Below are 18,168 nucleotides of genomic sequence, written 5' to 3'. Positions count from 1 at the left end.
ACGCGCCTCCAAGCATCGACATGAATCCCGTTCCCCCAAGTTCTTCCGGCGGCGTCTGGGCCGCCTCCTGGCGCCGGCTCAGGACCGACCGCGTCGGCCTCGTGGCCATGGCCATCGTGGGCGCCTTCCTGCTGTTGGTGGCGCTGGCGGCCACGCAGGTCGTCGCGGCGGGCTGGCAGCAGGAAGTCGGCGTGCCCAACGCGCCGCCCACGCTGCTCGGGCCGCAGCCGGCCGAGGACACCGGCGCCATCGCCGCGCCCAAGGGCCCCAATGTCGACCTGTCCGACATCGACCCGCTGGCGCCTCGCTACGCCGAGTGGGCCGAGCGGGCCAAGTCGTTCAAGACCGAGGAGGTCACGCGCGCCGAGACGCTGCCGCTGGGCGGCGACCGGCTGGGCCGCGACGTGCTGGCCAAGGTCGTCAAGGGTGCCGAGGTGACCATCTTCGTCGGGCTCGCCGCGGCCATCGTCGCGACGCTGATCGGCACGCTGCTGGGGGCCGTCTCGGGCTTCTTCGGTGGCTGGGTGGGCGACCTGCTGGAGTGGGTCTATAACGTGTTCACGGCCATCCCGAGCATCCTGCTGATCTTCGCGTTCGCGGCCATCTTCCCGCGCGGCATCGGCGCGGTCGTCGCCATCCTGGCGCTGACCGGCTGGACGGGTATCTACCGGCTCATCCGCGCGGAGTTCATCAAGCACCGCGTGCGCGAGTACGTCCGCTCGGCCGAGGCCATCGGCGCGAGCCGCTGGTCGCGCATGTTCCGGCACATCCTGCCCAACGTGTCGCACGTGGCGCTGGTGCAACTGTCGCTGCACGTCGTCAGCTTCATCAAGAGCGAGGTCATCCTGAGTTACCTTGGCCTGGGCGTTAGCGTGGACCAGGTCAGCTGGGGCACGATGCTCGCGGAGGCGCAAAATGAGCTCATCCTGGGCTACTGGTGGCAGCTCGCCGTGGTGGCCACGTTCATGGCCGTGTTCGTCACCGCGTTCGCGCTGTTCACCGACGCCCTGCGCGATGCGCTGGACCCGAAGTTGAGAGGTCTGGAATGAACCCCTTGTTGAGCATCGAGGATCTGCACGTCTCCTTCCGCATGGGCCGGGAGGGCGGGCAGATGCGCCGGCAGCAGGCCGTCAAGGGCATCAGCTTCGAGGTGCCCGAGAACGCCACCGTCGCGCTGGTGGGCGAGTCGGGCTCGGGCAAGAGCGTCACGGCGATGTCCATCCTCAACCTGCTGCCCAGCAACGCGGAGCGCGAGGGCCGCATCCTGTTCCAGGGCCGTGACCTGCTGCGCAGCAGCGCGCGAGAGCTGCAGGCCATCCGCGGCAAGGAGATCGCCTGCGTCTTCCAGGACCCGATGAGTTCGCTGAACCCGGTGTTCAACGTGGCCACGCAGATCTGCGAGCCGCTGATGAAGCACATGGGCATGTCGCGCCGCCAGGCGCTGGTGCGGGCCGAGGAGCTGCTGTACGAAGTGGGCATCCCCGAGCCCAAGCGGCGCCTGCGCGCCTATCCGCACGAGATGTCCGGCGGCCAGCAGCAGCGCGTCATGATCGCCGTGGCGCTGGCCTGTTCGCCCAAGCTGCTCATTGCCGACGAGCCGACGACGGCGCTGGACGTGACCATTCAGCGCCAGGTCATGGAGCTGCTCGCCAAGCTCAAGGCCTCGCACCGCATGAGCCTGTTGTTCATCTCGCACGACCTGGGCGTCGTCGGCGAGATCTCGGACCGGGTCGTCGTCATGCGCCACGGCCAGGTGCGCGAGACGGCGCCGGTGGAGCAGATCTTCAACAGCCCGCAGGATGCCTACACGAAGGCGCTGCTGGCCTGCCGGCCCTCGCTGACCGACGACGCCTCGCGCCTGATGGTCATCGACGACCACATCGCCGGCCGCAGCGCCGCGCCGCCGGCCGCCACCAAGGACGCCGACGCGCCCGTGGTGCTGGAGGTCAAGGGCCTGCGCAAGAGTTTCTGGCTGCAGCAGGGCCTGTTCGGCCGGCGCGAGTTCAAGGCCGTGCGCGATGTCAGCTTCAAGCTGCGGCGCGGCCACACGCTGGGGGTCGTGGGTGAGTCCGGTTCGGGCAAGACGACCATGGGCCTGTCGCTGCTGCGCCTGCACGAGCAGAGCAACGGCAGCCTGGGCGGCGAGGTGCTGTTCGACGGCCAGGACCTGCTGCGCCTGGGCGGCGCCGACTGGCAGCGCATGCGCCGGCGCATCCAGGTGGTGTTCCAGAACCCCTACGCCTCGCTGAACCCGCGCTTCACGATCGGCCAGACGCTGCGCGAGCCCATGGAGATCCACGGCATCGGCGCCGATGCCGCCGAGCGCGAGGCGCGGGCCATCGCCTTGCTGCGCAAGGTGGGCCTGGACGAGACGGCCATGGCCAAATACCCGCACGAGTTCTCGGGCGGCCAGCGCCAGCGCATCGCCATCGCGCGCTGCCTGACGCTGCAACCCGAGGTGCTGGTGCTGGACGAGGCCGTGTCGGCGCTGGACGTGTCGGTGCAGGCGCAGGTGCTGAACCTGCTGCGTGACCTGCAGGACGAGTTCGGGCTCAGCTACATCTTCATCACGCACGACCTGGCCGTCGTCAAGTTCATCGCGGACGAGGTGCTCGTCATGCAGAACGGCAGCGTCGTCGAGCAGGCCGCGACCGCCGAGCTGATCGGTGCGCCCCGCGAGGACTACACACGCCGCCTGCTGGGGGCCGTGCCACGCGGCTACACGGGTCGCGCGGAAACGGCGGCTGCTGTCTGAGCAGGCGGCCGGTGGGCGCATGCAACGCCGCCACGGGCCGCGCGAGGGCATGACGGGCTCCTCGCGTGCCGCATCGGTGACCGCCGTGCTGGCGGCGCTGTTGATGGTGGCCTGTTCGCCGCAAGGGGGCGGCGAGGCGGCGGCGCCGTCGGCCCTGGCCGCGTCGGCGGCCGTCGACGCGGCGTTGCTGCGCGACCTGGACCGCATCGAGCGCGCCGCCAAGGCCAGGCCCGCGGAGTACGAGCGTGAGTTGCGCGCCCGCGCGGGCTCGCTGCCATCGGGCAACCCGTCCCACGTCGACGTGCTGGCGTTGCGGGGCCTGCTCGCGGCGCTGGCCCGCGACCAGGCGCTCAGCGAGCAGATCGTGCAGCAGCTGCGCGCCTGGCCGGCCGGCGTGCGGCGGGCCGATGCCCGCGTCGCCGCCGCCAACATCGGCGCGGAATACCAGCGCTCGCATGGCGAGCTGCGCGAGGCGCGCCGGCTGCTGGCCGGCGTGGATGCCGGCGAGCTGGCCACCGCAGGCCTCGCCTACCGCTGGCGCTACCACCTGCAGAGCGCCGCCATCAGCGGAGATGCGGGCGAGCTGGACGCGGCACTGGCCGAGGGGCACAAGGCGCTGCGCCTGGCCCAGCAAACCCACCATGCCTGGCGCGTCGCGCTGTCGCTGGTGGAGCTGGCCTACACGACGCTGCGCGCCGACACGCCCGCCCGCGCCCGCCAGCTCACGCTCCAGGCGCTGGCCGAGGCGCAGAAAGACCCCGATCCGATGACGCTGAGCCAGGTGTATTCGATGCGCGGCATCGTGCATGCGGACGAGCCGGGCGGCGACATCACGCAGCAGGCCTACGCCGACGCGCTGGCGCAGGCCGAGCTGGCCGGTGCCGATTCCGTACGCGCGCTGGGCCTGGCGAACTTTGCCGACTACCACTTGCGTCAGGGCCGGCCGGCACGCGCGCTGGAGCTGGCCGAGCGCGCGTTGCCGCTGGCGCAGGCGGCGCGCAACCACACCGCCGAAGGTGTGGCGCGCTCCAACATCGGGCTGGCCAAGATCGCGCTGGGGCGCATCGCCGAGGGCCGGGCCGAGGCGCGCGCGGCCATCGCGCTGGACGAGCAGCAGGGCGCCCTCGCCGTCGCGTCGGACGGGTGGAAGGAGCTGGCCGACTACCTGGAGCGCGCGGGCGACCTGGCCGGCGCCGTCGCCGCGTGGCGCGAACACCGCCGTCTGGCGGACCGCGTGCTGCGTGACGAGACGCGCAAGATCCTGCTCGAGGCGCAGGAGCGCCAGGACGCCGAGCAACGCGCGCGCGACATCGAGCTGCTCAACCGCGACAACGCGATCAAGGCGGAGCTGGTGCAGCAGCGCAACCTCGCGGGCATCCTGTGGGCCGCGCTCGGCGGCTGCGTGCTGGCATCGCTGGGCCTGCTGTACCAGTCGTTCCGCCGCGTGCGCCGCACGAACGCGGCGCTGGTGCAGAGCAACGCTTCGCTGAAGAACCAGACGGAGACCGACCCGCTGACCGGGCTGGCCAACCGCCGCCATTTCCAGTCCGTCATCAGGCGGCTGGCGGGCACCGAGGGCCTGGCGGCCAGCCTGTTCCTCATCGACATCGACCATTTCAAGCGCATCAACGACGGCTACGGGCACGCGGCGGGTGACGCCGTGCTCATTGAGATGGCGCGGCGCGTGCGCGAGGCCACGCGCGACGACGATCTCGTCGTGCGCTGGGGCGGCGAGGAGTTCCTCATCGTCGCGCGTGCACGCCAGGGGCTGTTTGCGCCGCAGCTTGCTCAGCGCCTGCTGGACCTGATGGGGGGCGAGCCGGTGCGGCACGACGGGCACAGCATCCCCGTGACGGTCTCGCTCGGCTTCGTGAGCTTGCCGCTGGCGCCGCACGGCGTGCACCTGCCGTGGGAGCGGGCCATCGATCTCGTCGACACGGCCATGTACCTCGCCAAGGCCCATGGGCGCAACAAGGCCTATGGCGTCGAGTTCATCCATGCCGCCGATGCGGCGGCCGTGGCGGCGCTGACCGAGCAGCTGGAGTCGGCGTGGCGGGATGGCCTGGTCGGCCTGACCGCGCTGGCCGGCCCGCCCAGCGACGATCCAGGCGCGGGGGCAGCATGAGGGCGGCCTGGCTCGGCTTGTTGTTATTCGCCACCGCGGTGGCCGCGGCGCCGCCGTCCGAGCTCGCGGCGGACCGCAAGTGGCTGGACCATCTGGCGCGGCGCGCGTTCGATGATCCTGCCGGCATGCAGGCCGAGCTGGCGCGGCGCTGGCCGGCCGACGCCACGCCCGCGCGCGAAGCGGCCTGGCTGTTCGCCCGGGGGCGGGTGCTGCTGGCCGCCGGGCAGGCCGGCGCTGCCGATGCCGTCGCCGTGCAGCTGATGGCCACCGAGGACGGCGTCGACCGCAGCTGGCTGCTGCGCGCCCTCATCCAGGAGCGCGCCGGCAAGCCCGCCGGTGCCCTGGCGGCGCGGGCGCTGGCGGGCCTGGAGAGGCGCTGCCCGGCCGGCGACGAGGCCCGTGCCGTGCGCGAGCTGGCCTGTGACTTCCGGGCCACCTGGGAGGCGCTGCGCCTGCAGCTGCGCGAGCAGAGCGGGCAGGGCGCTTTTGTGGACGCCGAGGCCAGTGCGCGCCGCGCGCTGGCGCTGGCCCGCGCGGGCGGCGACAAATACCTCGTCGCGCTCAGCCTGGGGCATCTGGCCAGCGCACTGCAATTGCTCGATCAGCCGGACGCTGCGCGGGCGCAGCTCCGCGCGGCCCAGGCCGAGGCCCAGGGCGACCCGGTGGCCGGTGCCCGCGTCCGTCACGTCGAGGCCTTCATGGCGCGTCGCGTGCGGGATGCCGGTGCCGTGCGGTCGGCGCTGGAGGCCGGGCTGCAGCTGGCCGAGCAGGCCGACGCTCCGCACCTGGCGGCGCAGATGCGCGCCTACCTGGTCGACGCCTACATGCACCTGGGTTTGCTGCAGGAAGCCCTGGCCAGCGGCGAACGCGCGCTGCCCCAGCTGCAGCGCTTCCATGACCGCCCCGCCGAGCGCAGCCTGCATCACAACCTCGCCGTGGCCCACATCAAGCTGCACCAGTTTGAGGCGGCACGGCTGGAACTTGCCCGCGTGGCGGCGCTGCCGCGTGACCCTGCCGACCTGGTGCCGCGCGCACGCGAGCTGCGTGAGCTCGGGGACAGCTGGGCCGAGGCGGGCCAGCACCGGGAGGCGCTGGCCGCCTTTCACGACGAGCGCGAGCTCAGTGACCGTGCCAACGAGCGCAGCCGCGCGGCCGCGCTGGAGGAGCTGCGGCGCAAATACGATACGGTGGCCCGCCAGCGTGACCTTGACTTGCTGGCGCGTGACGGCCAGCTCAAGGACCAGCAGCTGGAGAATGGTCGCCTCGCGCAGCGTGTCGGTGTCGCGATCGGCGCGTTGCTGTTGCTGTCGGTGGCGCTGATTGGCGTCACACTGCTGCGCATGCGCCGCGCCCAGGCGCGGCTGACCGACAACCAGCGCCTGTTGCGCGCTCAAAGTGAACGAGACCCGTTGACCGACCTGTCCAACCGCCGCCACTTCCTCGCCGTCATGGACGCCCGCGCGCGCCAGGCCGGTGCGGCGGACTTCCGGGGGGCGCTGCTGATGATCGATCTCGATCACTTCAAGCATGTCAACGACGAGCATGGCCATGCCGCTGGCGACGCGGTGCTGGTCGAGGTCAGCCGCCGCATCCGCGCCGCCGTGCGCGACGCAGACCTTGTCGTGCGCTGGGGGGGCGAGGAGTTCCTCGTGTTTGCCCCCGAGCTGGCCGGTGACGACCTGGCTCGCATGACCGAGCGGTTGCTGCAGGGCATCGGCCGCAGCCCTGTGGCCACGCCCGACGGGGCGTTGCGCATCACGGCCTCGGTCGGCTTCGCGAGCTTCCCTCTGCACGGCCAGGCCGCGCCGGGCGACGCCCTGGCACTGCACTGGGAGCAGGCCGTCAACTGGGTCGACATGGCGCTCTACAAAGCCAAGGTGGAGGGGCGCAACCGTGGCGTGGGCATCGAGGGCGTTCAGGCCGTGGATGCCGACACGGTGGCCGCCATCCGGCAGGATTTCGACGCGGCCTGCCTGCTCGGGCAGGTGCGGTTGCAGCAGCTCACGGGGCCCGCATGAGGAGCCAGCCATGACGGGGTCGTCCTGCCCACGCCGCGCGCTGCTGCTCTGGCTCGCCAGTACTGGCGCGATGGCCGAGCCGGCCTGGCCGAGCCGGCCGTTGCGCATCGTCGTGCCCTACGCGCCGAGCGGCGCCGGGGACATCGCGGCCCGGCTGCTCGCGCCGGAGCTGCAGCGCAGCCTCGGCCAGGCCGTGCTCGTGGACAACCGCCCCGGTGCCGACGGCAATATCGGCGCGGCCGAAGTGGCGAGCGCGAGCGATGGCCACACGCTGCTGATGGGCAGCGTCGGCACGCATGTGGTCAACCCGCTGCTGTCGCGGCGCCTGCCCTACGACGCGGTGAAGGACTTCTCCCCCGTCAGCCTCGTGGCCACTGTGCCGCTGGTGCTGGTCATGAACCCGGCGTCTGCGCAGTCGATGGGGGTGCGGCGGCTGAGCGACCTGGTCCATGCCGCAGGCCAGCAGCCCGGCCGGCTGCACTTCGCGTCCAGCGGCATCGGCAACCCCTCGCATCTGGCCGGCGAGCTGTTCAAGCGGCGCACGCAGACCTACATGCTGCACTTCCCCTACCGCGGCTTTCCGTCGGCGCAGCAGGACGTCATCGCCGGCAACATGGACCTGATGTTCGACACGCTGCCGTCGGCACTGCCGCAGATCCGCGCCGGCCGCCTGCTGGCCCTGGCCGTGACCAGCGCGCAGCGCAGCCCCAGCATGCCCGAGCTGCCCACCGTGGAGGAGGCCGGCGGCCCGGCGCTGCAGGGTTACGAGGCCAGCATCTGGCTCGCGCTGTTCACGCCCAGCAACCAGCCGGCCGAGCAGCTGGCGCGGCTGCAGCGCGACACCGTCGCCGCGCTGGCCGGGCCGGCGCTGCGTGAGCGCCTGACGGCGCGCGGCATGCTGGTGCGCGGCAGCGGCGGGGCCGAGCTGGCCGCGCTGATGGCGGCCGAGGCCGCCAAGTGGGCGCGGGTCGTGCAGCTGTCGGGCGTCAGGGCGGACCGATGAAGCCTCTCGCGTCGCCGGGCGCCGTTGGCCGCCTGCAGGCGCTCGCCCCCACCTGGCGCGCCGACCTCGTGGCAGGCCTGGTGGTGGCGGTGTTGCTCATCCCGCAAAGCCTGGCCTACGCGATGCTGGCCGGCCTGCCGCCGCAGGTGGGCCTGTATGCCAGCCTGCTGCCGTTGCTGGCCTATGCCGCGCTGGGCTCCAGCCCGGTGCTGGGCCTGGGGCCGGTGGCGGTGCTGGCCTTGATGATCACGCAGGGCTTGAGCGGGCTGCCGGCCGGCGTGTCCGTCGAGGCGGGGGCGCTGGTGCTGGCCGCAGAAGTGGGGTTGCTGCTCGCGCTGGCGGCGCTGCTGCGGCTGGATGCGCTGTCCAGCCTGCTCTCGGTGCCGGCGCTGCGTGGCTTCGAGAACGGCGCCACGCTGATGATCGCGGCCAGCCAGTTGCCGGTGCTGCTGGGCAGTGCGGCGGCCGGCTCCACGCTGCCGATGCTCGTGCGGTCAGCCCTGCAGCAGGGCGTCACGCCACTGAGTGCGGCCTGGGGCGTCACGGCCATCGGGCTGTTGCTGCTGTCGCGCCGGGCCGGCTCGCGCCTGCTGGCGCGGCTGGCGCCGCTGCTGCTGCTCGTGGCGGCGATGGCGCTGTCGGCGTTGACGCCGGCCGCCGACGGCGTGGCCCAGGTGGGCGCGCTGCCGTCGCTGGCGCTGCCGCTGGGCCTGCCGTTGCTGTCCACCGCGCTGTGGCTGCAGCTGCTGCCGTCGGCGGCGCTCGTCGCGCTGATGGGCTTCGTGTCCAGCCTGGCCGTGGCCGAATCGCTGGCGCAGCGGCGTGGCGAAAAGCTGCTGCCGGCCGCCGAGATGCGCGGCCTGGCCGCGGCCAACCTCGTCGCCGCCGTCAGCGGCGGCATGCCGGTGGCCGGCAGCTTCTCGCGCAGCATCCTGCTGCACGAGGCGGGCTCGCAGAGCCGCTGGTCGCTGGTGTTCGTGGCCGGCTTCATGGGCCTGGCCATGCTGGTGCTCGCCGAGCCGCTGGCCCACCTGCCCAAGCCGGTGCTGGCCGCCACCATCGTCGTGGCCGTGCTGGGCGGCTTCACGCTGCGCCATTACCGCGACGTGTGGCGTTATGCCCGCGCGGAAGGGCTGCTGATGATCGCCGTCACCGCCGCCGTGCTGCTGTGGAGCGTGGGCGCTGCGCTGGCCATCGGCGTGGTCGGCTCCATCGCGCTGCTGATCCAGCGCACCGCCCAGCCGCATGTGGCGCGCATCGGCCGCGTGCCCGGCACCCACCACTACCGCAACGTCGAGCGCTACCGCGTCGAGTGCCGGCCCGAGGTCGTGGGCCTGCGCATCGACGAGAGCCTGGTGTTCACGAACGCGCGCGGGCTGGCCGACGTGGTGCTGGCCCGCGTGCACGAGCACCGCAGCGCCGTCGGCGAGCCGCAACGCGTGCTGCTGCTGATGGCGCCGGTCAATCACATCGACCTGTCGGGCCTGACCGCGCTGCAGGAGCTGCACGCCGCGCTGCAGCGCGAAGGGCTGCGGCTGGAGTTCTCCGAGGTGAAGGGGCCGGTGCTGGACCGCCTGCGCGCGGTCGGCTGGCTGGAGCGTTACGACGTGTCGCTCTACCTCAGCCACCACGACGGCGTCCAGGCCGGCGAGCACGGCTTGCGGCCCAGCCTGGCCGATCACGACGCGCCGGGTCAGCTCTAGGCGAGGTCGCGGCGTCTCGTCCTACCTGGTTTTCGCATTCCCGTAGGCCCGAAAGGCTGGCCGGCTTCTGATACCGTCTCGGACCAATTAGCGCTCGAGACGCCATGAATGACCAAGAGACTCTGCTCGGCATCCGCCGTGGCATCGAGAAGGAAAGCCTGCGCGCGCTGCCCGGCGGCGGCCTCGCGCTGACGCCGCACCCGGTGGCGCTCGGGTCGGCGCTGACGCATCCCCACATCACCACCGACTACAGCGAATCGCAGCTGGAGCTCATCACCGGCGTGCATGCCGGCGTCGACGACTGTCTGCGCGAGCTCGCCGAGATCCACCAGGCCGTCTACCGCGCGCTGGGTGACGAGCGGCTGTGGGTCAGCTCCATGCCCTGCGGCCTGCCGGCCGACGAAACCATCCCCATCGGCCGCTACGGCTCCAGCAACGTCGGGCGCGCCAAGAGCGTCTACCGCATGGGCCTGGGCCAGCGCTACGGACGGCGCATGCAGACCATCTCGGGCATCCACTACAACTGGTCGCTGCCGGGGGTGTCGACGGACGGCTACTTCGGCGCCATCCGCAATTTCCGCCGTGAGGGCTGGCTGCTGCTGTACCTGTTCGGCGCCAGCCCGGCGCTGTGCCACAGCTTCGTGCACGGCCGCGACCACGGCCTGCAGCCGCTGGCCGAGCACACGCTGTATCTGCCGCATGCCACGTCGCTGCGCATGGGGCGCCTGGGCTACCAGAGCGACGCACAGGCCAGCATCGCCGTCAGCTACAACTGCCTGGAAAGTTATGCCGCCTCGCTGCAGGCGGCGCTGAGCAGCCCCTACCCGGCCTACGAGGCCATCGGCGTACAGACGCCCGGCGGCGACTACAACCAGCTCTCCACCAGCCTGCTGCAGATCGAGAACGAGTTCTACAGCACCATCCGCGCCAAGCGCGTGATCCGCTCGGGCGAGCGGCCGCTGCACGCGCTGCGCGAGCGCGGCGTCGAGTACATCGAGGTGCGGCTGATGGATCTCGACCCCTTCGAGCCGCTGGGCATCGGTGCCGACGCGATCCGCGTGCTCGACGCCTTCCTGCTGCACTGCCTGCACAGCGACAGCCCGCACGACACGCCCGCCGAGATCGCGGCCAACGGCCGCAACCAGCACCGCGTCGCCGCGCGTGGCCGGGAGCCGGGCCTGCTGCTGGAGCACTGGCAGGGCGGCGAGCGCTCGCTGGCCGACTGGGCGCGACAGATCCTGGCTGGCTGTGCCGTGCAGGCCGAAGCGCTGGACGCGGCCCATGGCGGCAGCGCCTATCGCGACGCGTTGCGCCGCGTGGGCGAGCGGCTGGAGCGGCCCGAGCTGTGCCCGTCGGCTCGTGTGCTGGCGGTCATGGCCCAGGATTTCGGCGACAGCCACGTGGGCTTCATCCGCCGCCAGAGCGAGGCCACGCGCGCCGCGCTGCTGGCGCTGCCGTTCCCCGATGCGCTGCAGAAGCGCTTCGACGCCATGGCGGCCGCGTCGCTGGCCGAGCAGGCCCGCATCGAGGCGGCCGACTCGCTGGACTTCGAGACCTTCCGGCGCTTTTACGTCGCGCCGGAACGCATGGCCGTCTAGGGGCTGGTCACAACGCAGCCTGCTGCCGTCGTGTGAACAGGCCCTATGTCGACTCCGTGAAACCGGGCGTGTCGTCGAAGATGACGCCGGCCTGAGCGGCTTCGGGGCTGCGGGCCCAGGCCACCAGCGCGTCGGCGGCCATCGGCCGCGCATACAGGTAGCCCTGCAGCTTGTCGCAGCGCTTGGCCCGCAGCACGGCCGCCTGGCCCTCGGTTTCCACGCCTTCGGCCACCACCTCCAGCCCCAGCGCGTGGGCCAGCTCGATGACGGCCTTGACGATGGCGCGGGCGTCGGCGCTGGTCTCCAGGTCCTGCACGAAGCTGCGGTCGATCTTGAGCTGCGACACCGGCAGACGGCGCAGGTAGGCCAGGCTGGAGTAGCCGGTGCCGAAGTCGTCGATGGACAGGCTCACGCCCAGATCGCCCAGTCGCTGCAGCACGCGCTCGGTGGCGGCGGCGTCCTCCATCGCGACCGATTCGGTGATCTCGCAGCTCAGCTGCGACGCATCCAGCTGGTGGCGCGCCAGCGCCTGCTGCAGCCGCTGCAGCAGCGCCTCGGGCTGACGCAGCTGTTGCACGGAGAGGTTGATGGCGACACGCAGGCGCAGGCCTTCGTCGCGCCAGGCCGCCATCTGGCGGCAGGCCTCGTCGATGACCCAGTCGCCTAAAGCGGTGATGATGCCGAAGCGCTCCGCCACCGGGATGAAGCTGCCCGGGCCGACCGGCCCGCGCTGCGGGTGCTGCCAGCGCAGCAGCGCCTCGACGCCTAGCACGCGCGCGGTGGCCCCGGACACCTTGGGCTGGTAGTGCAGGCACAGCCCTTGTCCGCCGTCTTCGAGCGCGGCACGCAGGTCGCGGGCGAGTTCCAGCTGGTCGCGCACGCCGTCCTGCATGTGGGCCTCGAAGAAGGCGAAGCCGTTGCCGCCGCCGCGCTTGACGGCCTGGGCTGCCGAGCCGGCCTGAGCGATGAGCGTGCGGCCGGGCACCTCGGTGCCGGCATGCAGTGCGATGCCGATGGACGCCGTCAGCCGCAGCGGCTGGTCGCCTTCGGCCACGTTGATTGACAGCGGCAGCGCCAGCGAATCGAGCAGGCGTTGCGCCACTTGCGCCAGCACCGCCTCGCCGCTCTCGCCTTCCAGCAGCAGCACGAACTCGTCGGCACCGATGCGGGCCAGCGTGTCGTCGCTGCGGGCCTGGGCCTGCAGGCGGCTCGCCACTTCGCGCAGCACGGCGTCGCCGGCGGCATGGCCGAAGGCCTCGTTGACGGGCTTGAAACCGTCCAGGTTCAGCATCAGCAGCGCGACGCTGGCGCCGCTGCGCTGGCTGCGCGCGATCGCGTGGCCGAGGCGGTCGTCCAGCAACTGGCGGTTGGCCAGGGCGGTGAGCGGGTCGCGCAGGGCCTGCTCGGCCAGTTCGGTCGTGGCTCTGCGCAGCGACTGCTGCAGCCGGTGGGCGCGTCGGCGCAGCCGGGCGTCGAGCATGGAGGTGAACAGCGTCAGCAGCAGCAGTGCCAGCGTGGCGCCGGCAACGAGGTGATCCAGGTTGTCGCCTTCCAGCGAACTGACGCTGAGGCAGACGCTGTTCTCGGCGATGCCGGCGGCGGCCATGCCGGTGTAGTGCATGCCGGCCACGGCGGCCCCCATCACCAGCGCGGCGGCGAGCTGGCCCCAGCGGGCCCGGCGGGCGCTGAGCCGGCGCAGCCAGAAGAAGATGAGGAGGGCCGCCGCCGAGGCGCCAGTGGCCACGGCGGCCGAGGCGGCGACGAGCCAGCCGTTCCAGCGGATGCTCGGCGCCAGTTCCAGCGAGGCCATGCCGATGTAGTGCATGCCGCAGATGCCGGCGCCCATGCTCAGCGCGCCGGTGGCCAGCCTCGCGGGGGTCAGCTTGTCCTCGGCGGCGACGCGCAGCGCGATGGCCGAGACGCCGACGGCGGCCATCCAGCTCAGCGCGGTGATGGCCGTGTCGTAGCCGACGGGGAACGGCAGGCGCAGCGCCACCATGCCGATGAAATGCATCGCCCAGATGCCGCTGCCCAGTGACAGCGAGCCCGCCAGCCACCACACGCGCCGGATGACGGCGTCGGTCGTTCGCACGCGCTGCGCCAGGTCCAGCGCCACGAAGGACGCCAGGACCGCTGTCAGATAGGACAACACGACGACCGCCGGGTCGAAGCGCAGCGCGAGGTCGGCGACGGGCATGGTTCAGTATGGCGGCGCGGCTGCGCGTGCGAGCAGCGCAGCCGTGCCGCCACTGCGGCAGCCTTCACGCCGGCAGCGACAAATGCATAAAAAAAGACCCGGTCAGCAAGCTGCCGGGTCCTCAAGCCCTCGAGGTTGAGGGCGTCGTTGGGACGTCCAATGTAGGCGGGGCCGGCCGCGATGGGGGGGCACTATTCACGGGGCATTACCCATAATCCGTCTATGAACCGAGCCCCCGAAGCCTTCTCCGAATCTGAACTGGAGCGCCTGCAGACGCTGCTGGACGCGCTGCCCGCACCGCTGGAGCCACTGGACGTCAGCATGCTAGACGGCTATCTGTGCGGCGTGCTGCTGCAACCGGAGGCGGTGCCGCTGGCGGCCTGGCTGCCACCGCTGCTCGATACCGAGGGCCGCCCGACGCCCCAGCGCGTGGACGACGAACTGCTGGCGCTGCTGCGCCGCCGCCACAAGGAGCTCAACGTCGCCATCGCCGGCCGGCAGTGGTTCGACCCGTGGATCTTCGAGCTCGACGAGACCGAGGACCCCAGCGAGACCGTGCTGCCGTGGGTGGCGGGTTTCGCGCATGCGCTGGATGCGCATCCGGCGCTGATGCGATTGCCCGAGGAGCCGCTGCTGGAGCCGCTGGCGGCGATCTACCTGCACCTGGACCCCGACGATCTGGAAGACGCCGACGCGCTGCTGGAGGAGATCGAGTCGCTGGAGCCGCCGGCCGACCTGGAAGAGGCCGTGGAAGGCCTGGTCAGCGCCGTGCTGATGCTGGCGGACGTGTCGCGGCCGGTGAAGGCGCCGCCGCGGAATACGCCGCAGGGCACCCAGCGGCGCCGCGGCCCGCCACCGCGCCGTTAGTCGCGGTTTTCGGGCCGAGCGCTGGGCCGCTCCCGAGCCGGCCCGTTTGGCGATGTGCTTGCGGCTCAATGCCGCAAGCATCGCCGTCCCCTCGGGGACCGACCCGATGCGCCCGCGTTCAGCGCGGCGCGTCTGGGCGAGGGGCCCTGGGATCGCGCGTCTGGCGCTTGAGCCAGGTGCTCATTTCCCACAGCGTGTGCCCCACCGACTCGCGCGCGCTGTAGCCGTGCGACTCGTGCGGCAGCGTCACGTAGCGCACCTGGCCGCCGGTGCCGGCCAGCGCCTGGTAGAAGCGCGCGGACTGGATGGGGAAGGTGCCGGGGTTGTCGTCGCTCTCGCCGTGGATGAGCAGCAGCGGCTCCTTGAGCTGGTTGGCGAAGTTGAACGGCGACAGCTTCAGGTACACGTCCTGCGCCTCCCAGTAGGTGCGGCGTTCGCTCTGGAAGCCGAAGGGCGTCAGCGTGCGGTTGTATGCGCCGCTGCGGGCGATGCCGGCCTTGAACAGGTCGGTGTGGGCCAGCAGGTTGGCCGTCATGAACGCGCCGTAGCTGTGGCCGCCGACGACCATCTGCTGCGGGTCGCTGACGCCCAGTTCGGCCGCCTTGTCGATGATGGCCTTGGCATTGGCGGTGATCTGCTCGACGAAGCTGTCGTTGACGGTCTTGGGGTCGCCGACGACGGGCATCGTGGCGTCCATCAGCACGACGTAGCCGTCCAGCGCCATCATGACGGGGCTGGGGCCGGCCAGCTGCACGAAACGGCTGCCGGAGCCGCTGACCTGGCCGGCCGTGGACGCGTCAGTGAACTCCAGCGGGTAGGCCCAGACCAGCGTCGGGCGGCGTTCGCCGGGCTGGTAGTCGGGCGGCAGGTAGAGCCAGAACGACAGCTCCACGCCGTCGGCGCGCTTGAACTTGACCAGCTCGCGCTTGATGGCGCGCAGCTGCGGCGCGGGGTCGGCGTTGCGGGTCAGGGTTTGCAGCTGCTCGAAGCCGGCGCCGCTGCGCAGCACGAGGTTGGGCGGCTCGGTGGCGCTTTCGCGGCTGGTCAGCAGCCGGCCATCCGCGAGCAGCGTAATCGGGCGCTCGTAGTGCGACGCACTTGAGCGGAACAGCCGCGTGGCCTTGGCGTCCTGGAGGCTGTAGCTGTCGATGAAGGGCAGGTCGCCCTCCTTGCTGGCGCCGGCGCCGGCCAGCAGCAGGCGGTCGCCGCCGTCCACGCGGGCGATGGTGCGGCCGGTGGGCAGCACGCGCGTCAGCGGCTGGCCGGGGTCGCCGTAGCGGTCGCGCATGGAGCGGTCCTGCAGGCGCTGCGGCTTGGCCGCGCCGTCCAGTGAGACCAGGTCGGCGGCGATCCACAGGCGGTCGCGATCGAAGTCGGACACGATGGCGCGGTCGCCGGCGTCGACGAAGGTCAGGCTGCCCAGGCGGCCCACGGTGCGGTGCACCTCGCGGGCCTCGCCCTGGTAGGGCGGGTCCAGCCGCATCAGCCGGTCGCGGAACGGCACCTTGTTGCGCTGGTCGCCGCCGTCCAGCGCTTCGACCCAGTAGACGGCGCCGTTGGCCAGCGGCGAGGCCCAGAAGTTGCGCGGGCCGGTGATGACGCCCTCGACCGGCACGCCCTCCTTGAGCTTGACGGTGCCGAGGTTGCGCAGCAGCCGGCCGTTGAAGTCGCGCAGCTCGACCTGGCGGGCGAAATCGCGCCAGTCGACCTGGTAGCTGAACGGCGCCACCAGGCGTTCGGTCATCAGCGTGCCCTGGGTGCCGACCACTTCGAGGTTGGCGTACAGGCCCGGTGTGCCGATCTCGTGGGAGGTGCCGGTCGACAGCTTGATGCGCCGCAGCGCCGAGGTGGCGTAGTGGCTGAACAGCGCATCGTCCTGGCTGTTCTTGAGCAGGTCCTGCAGCGTGCGCTCGGGCGAGTTGCGGCCCATGGACTCCTGGACGCTGGGGCCGCTGGGCGCGACGAACACGGGCGCCGCACCGCGCTTGTCGGGCACGGTCAGCGCAATGACTTCGTCTGGCGAGACCCAGGCGACGGTGCCTTCGAGGATGGTGTTGAGCTTCACGCCCTTGACCTGCTGCAGCTTGGCCGTGGCCACGTCACCCAGCCACAGCTCGACGGCGTCGGCGGTGCGGCGGTGGAGCAGGAAGTGCTTGCTGTCGGGCGACCAGCGCAGCGACGTGAACGTGCCGCCCGCCGGCAGCTTGACGACGCGCTCAGCGGCGGCCGGGTTGGCCAGCTCGCGCAGCGAGATCGACTCGATGGTGGCCGTGAGCTGCGGGCTGCTGGCGGCGGCGTCGATGCGCAGGCCCGCCAGGCGCAGGATGGGGCGCGATAGCTCGGCCACGCTGCGGTAGCGCCGCGTGGCGATGCTGGCCAGCGTGCGCTGGTCGGGCGACAGCGAGTGGGCCGGCAACGTCGGCGCGTCCAGCACCGCGCGGATCTCGGCGGAGGGCTGCTGGTAGGTCTGGGACAGCGGCGCGTCGGCAGCGCGGGCCGTGGTGGCGGCCAGCGCGACGGTGGCCCAGGTCAGGGCTTTCAACATGAGGCGGGTCCTCGGGGAAGCGAAGCCGCGCAGGCTAACAGCCCGTGCCGCGGCTGCCGCAGGTCACGCCGTGCCGAACAAGCGCTGCGCGTGCAGGCCCAGGCCGGTCGCCACCGACGCGAAGCGGTCGCCGGTGACGCGGCGCGCCTGCGGGAAGCCGGCGGCCATGCCGTCCACGAGCAGCCGCAGCCCTGTCGAGCCGCCGGTGAAGTACAGCGCGTCGATCTGCTCGGCACGCAGCCCGGCCTGCGCCACGGTTTCGTGGGCGGTCGAGATGATGCGGTCGAGGTCGGCGCGCAGCGCGTCGACGGCGGTCTTCTCGCTGAGGGGCAGCACGAGGCCGCGCTCGATGTGGCCCAGGTCCACCGTGGTGTCGGCGCCGCCGGAGATGTCGATCTTGGCGCCTTCGGCGCGCGCGGCCAGCTCGTGGCCCAGGCGCTCCTCCAGCACCGTCATGAGCCGGGCGTGGTGGCGCACGTCGCCGAACCAGCTCTTCATGCCGCGCCATTCGGCCACGCGCAGCGGCGCGTAGCAGGTGTTGATCAGGTGCCAGGTGGACAGGTCGAAGTAGATGCCGCTGGGCACCTCGCGGCCGCTCGGGCCGGTGCTGCGGTAGCCGAAGGCCTGCAGCAGGCCGGCGAGCTCGATGTGGCGGTCGAAGTCGGTGCCGGCGATGTGGATGCCGTGGCTGGCCAGGATGTCGTCGCGCCGCGCGAGGCGTTGCATGCGTTCGGGGCCCACGCGCACGATGGAGAAGTCGCTGGTGCCGCCGCCGATGTCGGCCACCAGCACGATCTGCTCCTGCGTGGCCTGCTGCTCGAAGTCGAAGGCTGCCGCGATGGGTTCGTACTGGAAGTGCACGTCGGTGAAACCCACGGCCCGCGCGCACGCCTCGAGCTGGGCCTGCGCGGTGGCATCGCGCGCCGGTTCGCCGTCGACGAAGAACACCGGGCGGCCCAGCACCACGCGCGTCGGCTCGCCGGCCAGGCGGCGCAGCCGCTTCAGATAGCCCGCGACGATGTCCGAATATTTGGCGCCGCGGCCGCCGCCGACATCGGTGGTCTGGTCGATCAGCGGCGAGCCGAGGATGCTTTTCATCGAGCGCATGAGCCGGCCTTCGTGGCCCTCGATGTAGGCTTTCACGGCCGCCCGGCCGAAGGCGCGCGGCGGGCCGTCGGCGTCGTGGGCGCCTTCGCTGAAATAGAAGACGGCCGTGGGCATGGTGCGCTGCCCGGGTTCGAGGTCGACGAGGCGCATGCCGCGCGCACCGTCGGGCACGGCGACGGCCGAGTTGGAAGTGCCGAAGTCGATGGCGCAAAAGGCGGGAGCGGCGTTCATGGCGCGTTCGTGTCATGCG

General features: G+C 71.9%; 11 protein-coding genes. 8 read left to right on the top strand and 3 right to left on the bottom strand.

The window, feature by feature from the left end:
- The first annotated feature begins 20 nt into the window (after positions 1-20).
- The 7 genes from ACG00X_RS10730 (at position 21) to gshA (ending at position 11,202) form a co-directional block, all read left to right on the top strand.
- Positions 21-1,049: an ABC transporter permease gene (locus ACG00X_RS10730; protein ID WP_394488145.1), complete on the top strand. Its 1,029-nt coding sequence runs from the start codon at positions 21-23 to the stop codon at positions 1,047-1,049.
- Positions 1,046-2,755, top strand: coding sequence for an ABC transporter ATP-binding protein (locus tag ACG00X_RS10725; protein WP_394488144.1), 1,710 nt, complete (start codon positions 1,046-1,048; stop codon positions 2,753-2,755). Before ACG00X_RS10730 ends, ACG00X_RS10725 begins: the two co-directional genes overlap by 4 nt.
- A gap of 19 nt (positions 2,756-2,774) precedes the next feature.
- On the top strand, positions 2,775-4,880 hold the full coding sequence (locus ACG00X_RS10720; protein WP_394488143.1) for a diguanylate cyclase: 2,106 nt from the start codon (positions 2,775-2,777) through the stop codon (positions 4,878-4,880).
- A 20-nt stretch (positions 4,881-4,900) separates the two neighbouring features.
- A complete protein-coding gene (locus ACG00X_RS10715) occupies positions 4,901-6,898 on the top strand; it encodes a diguanylate cyclase (RefSeq protein WP_394488142.1) in 1,998 nt (665 codons plus the stop codon).
- A 10-nt stretch (positions 6,899-6,908) separates the two neighbouring features.
- Positions 6,909-7,901, top strand: coding sequence for a Bug family tripartite tricarboxylate transporter substrate binding protein (locus ACG00X_RS10710; RefSeq protein WP_394488141.1), 993 nt, complete (start codon positions 6,909-6,911; stop codon positions 7,899-7,901).
- Positions 7,898-9,604 carry a SulP family inorganic anion transporter gene (locus tag ACG00X_RS10705; RefSeq protein WP_394488140.1) on the top strand — a complete coding sequence of 569 codons (1,707 nt, stop codon included), beginning with the start codon at positions 7,898-7,900 and terminating at the stop codon, positions 9,602-9,604. Before ACG00X_RS10710 ends, ACG00X_RS10705 begins: the two co-directional genes overlap by 4 nt.
- Before the next feature lie 104 nt (positions 9,605-9,708).
- Positions 9,709-11,202 carry a glutamate--cysteine ligase gene (gene gshA, locus ACG00X_RS10700; protein ID WP_394488139.1) on the top strand — a complete coding sequence of 498 codons (1,494 nt, stop codon included), beginning with the start codon at positions 9,709-9,711 and terminating at the stop codon, positions 11,200-11,202.
- A 43-nt stretch (positions 11,203-11,245) separates the two neighbouring features.
- Here the strand turns inward: gshA and ACG00X_RS10695 are convergent, their stop codons facing one another.
- Complete coding sequence (locus ACG00X_RS10695) at positions 11,246-13,399, bottom strand: putative bifunctional diguanylate cyclase/phosphodiesterase (protein WP_394488138.1); 2,154 nt, start codon at positions 13,397-13,399, stop codon at positions 11,246-11,248.
- Between the two features lie 222 nt (positions 13,400-13,621).
- Between ACG00X_RS10695 and ACG00X_RS10690 the strand changes: the two genes are divergently transcribed.
- The gene (locus ACG00X_RS10690) at positions 13,622-14,266 is read left to right on the top strand and encodes a YecA/YgfB family protein (RefSeq protein WP_394488137.1); all 645 of its coding nucleotides are present in this window, start codon (positions 13,622-13,624) and stop codon (positions 14,264-14,266) included.
- Positions 14,267-14,384: 118 nt separating this feature from the next.
- Here ACG00X_RS10690 and ACG00X_RS10685 read toward each other — a convergent pair whose 3' ends face one another.
- Positions 14,385-16,811 carry an alpha/beta hydrolase family protein gene (locus ACG00X_RS10685; RefSeq protein WP_394488136.1) on the bottom strand — a complete coding sequence of 809 codons (2,427 nt, stop codon included), beginning with the start codon at positions 16,809-16,811 and terminating at the stop codon, positions 14,385-14,387.
- A gap of 63 nt (positions 16,812-16,874) precedes the next feature.
- A complete protein-coding gene (locus ACG00X_RS10680) occupies positions 16,875-18,149 on the bottom strand; it encodes an Hsp70 family protein (RefSeq protein WP_394488135.1) in 1,275 nt (424 codons plus the stop codon).
- Between the last annotated feature and the right edge of the window lie 19 nt (positions 18,150-18,168).

Source organism: Pelomonas nitida (genome assembly GCF_043555975.1).
Lineage (GTDB): Bacteria > Pseudomonadota > Gammaproteobacteria > Burkholderiales > Burkholderiaceae_C > Pelomonas > Pelomonas nitida.
This window is presented reverse-complemented; position numbering and strand designations above follow the sequence as displayed.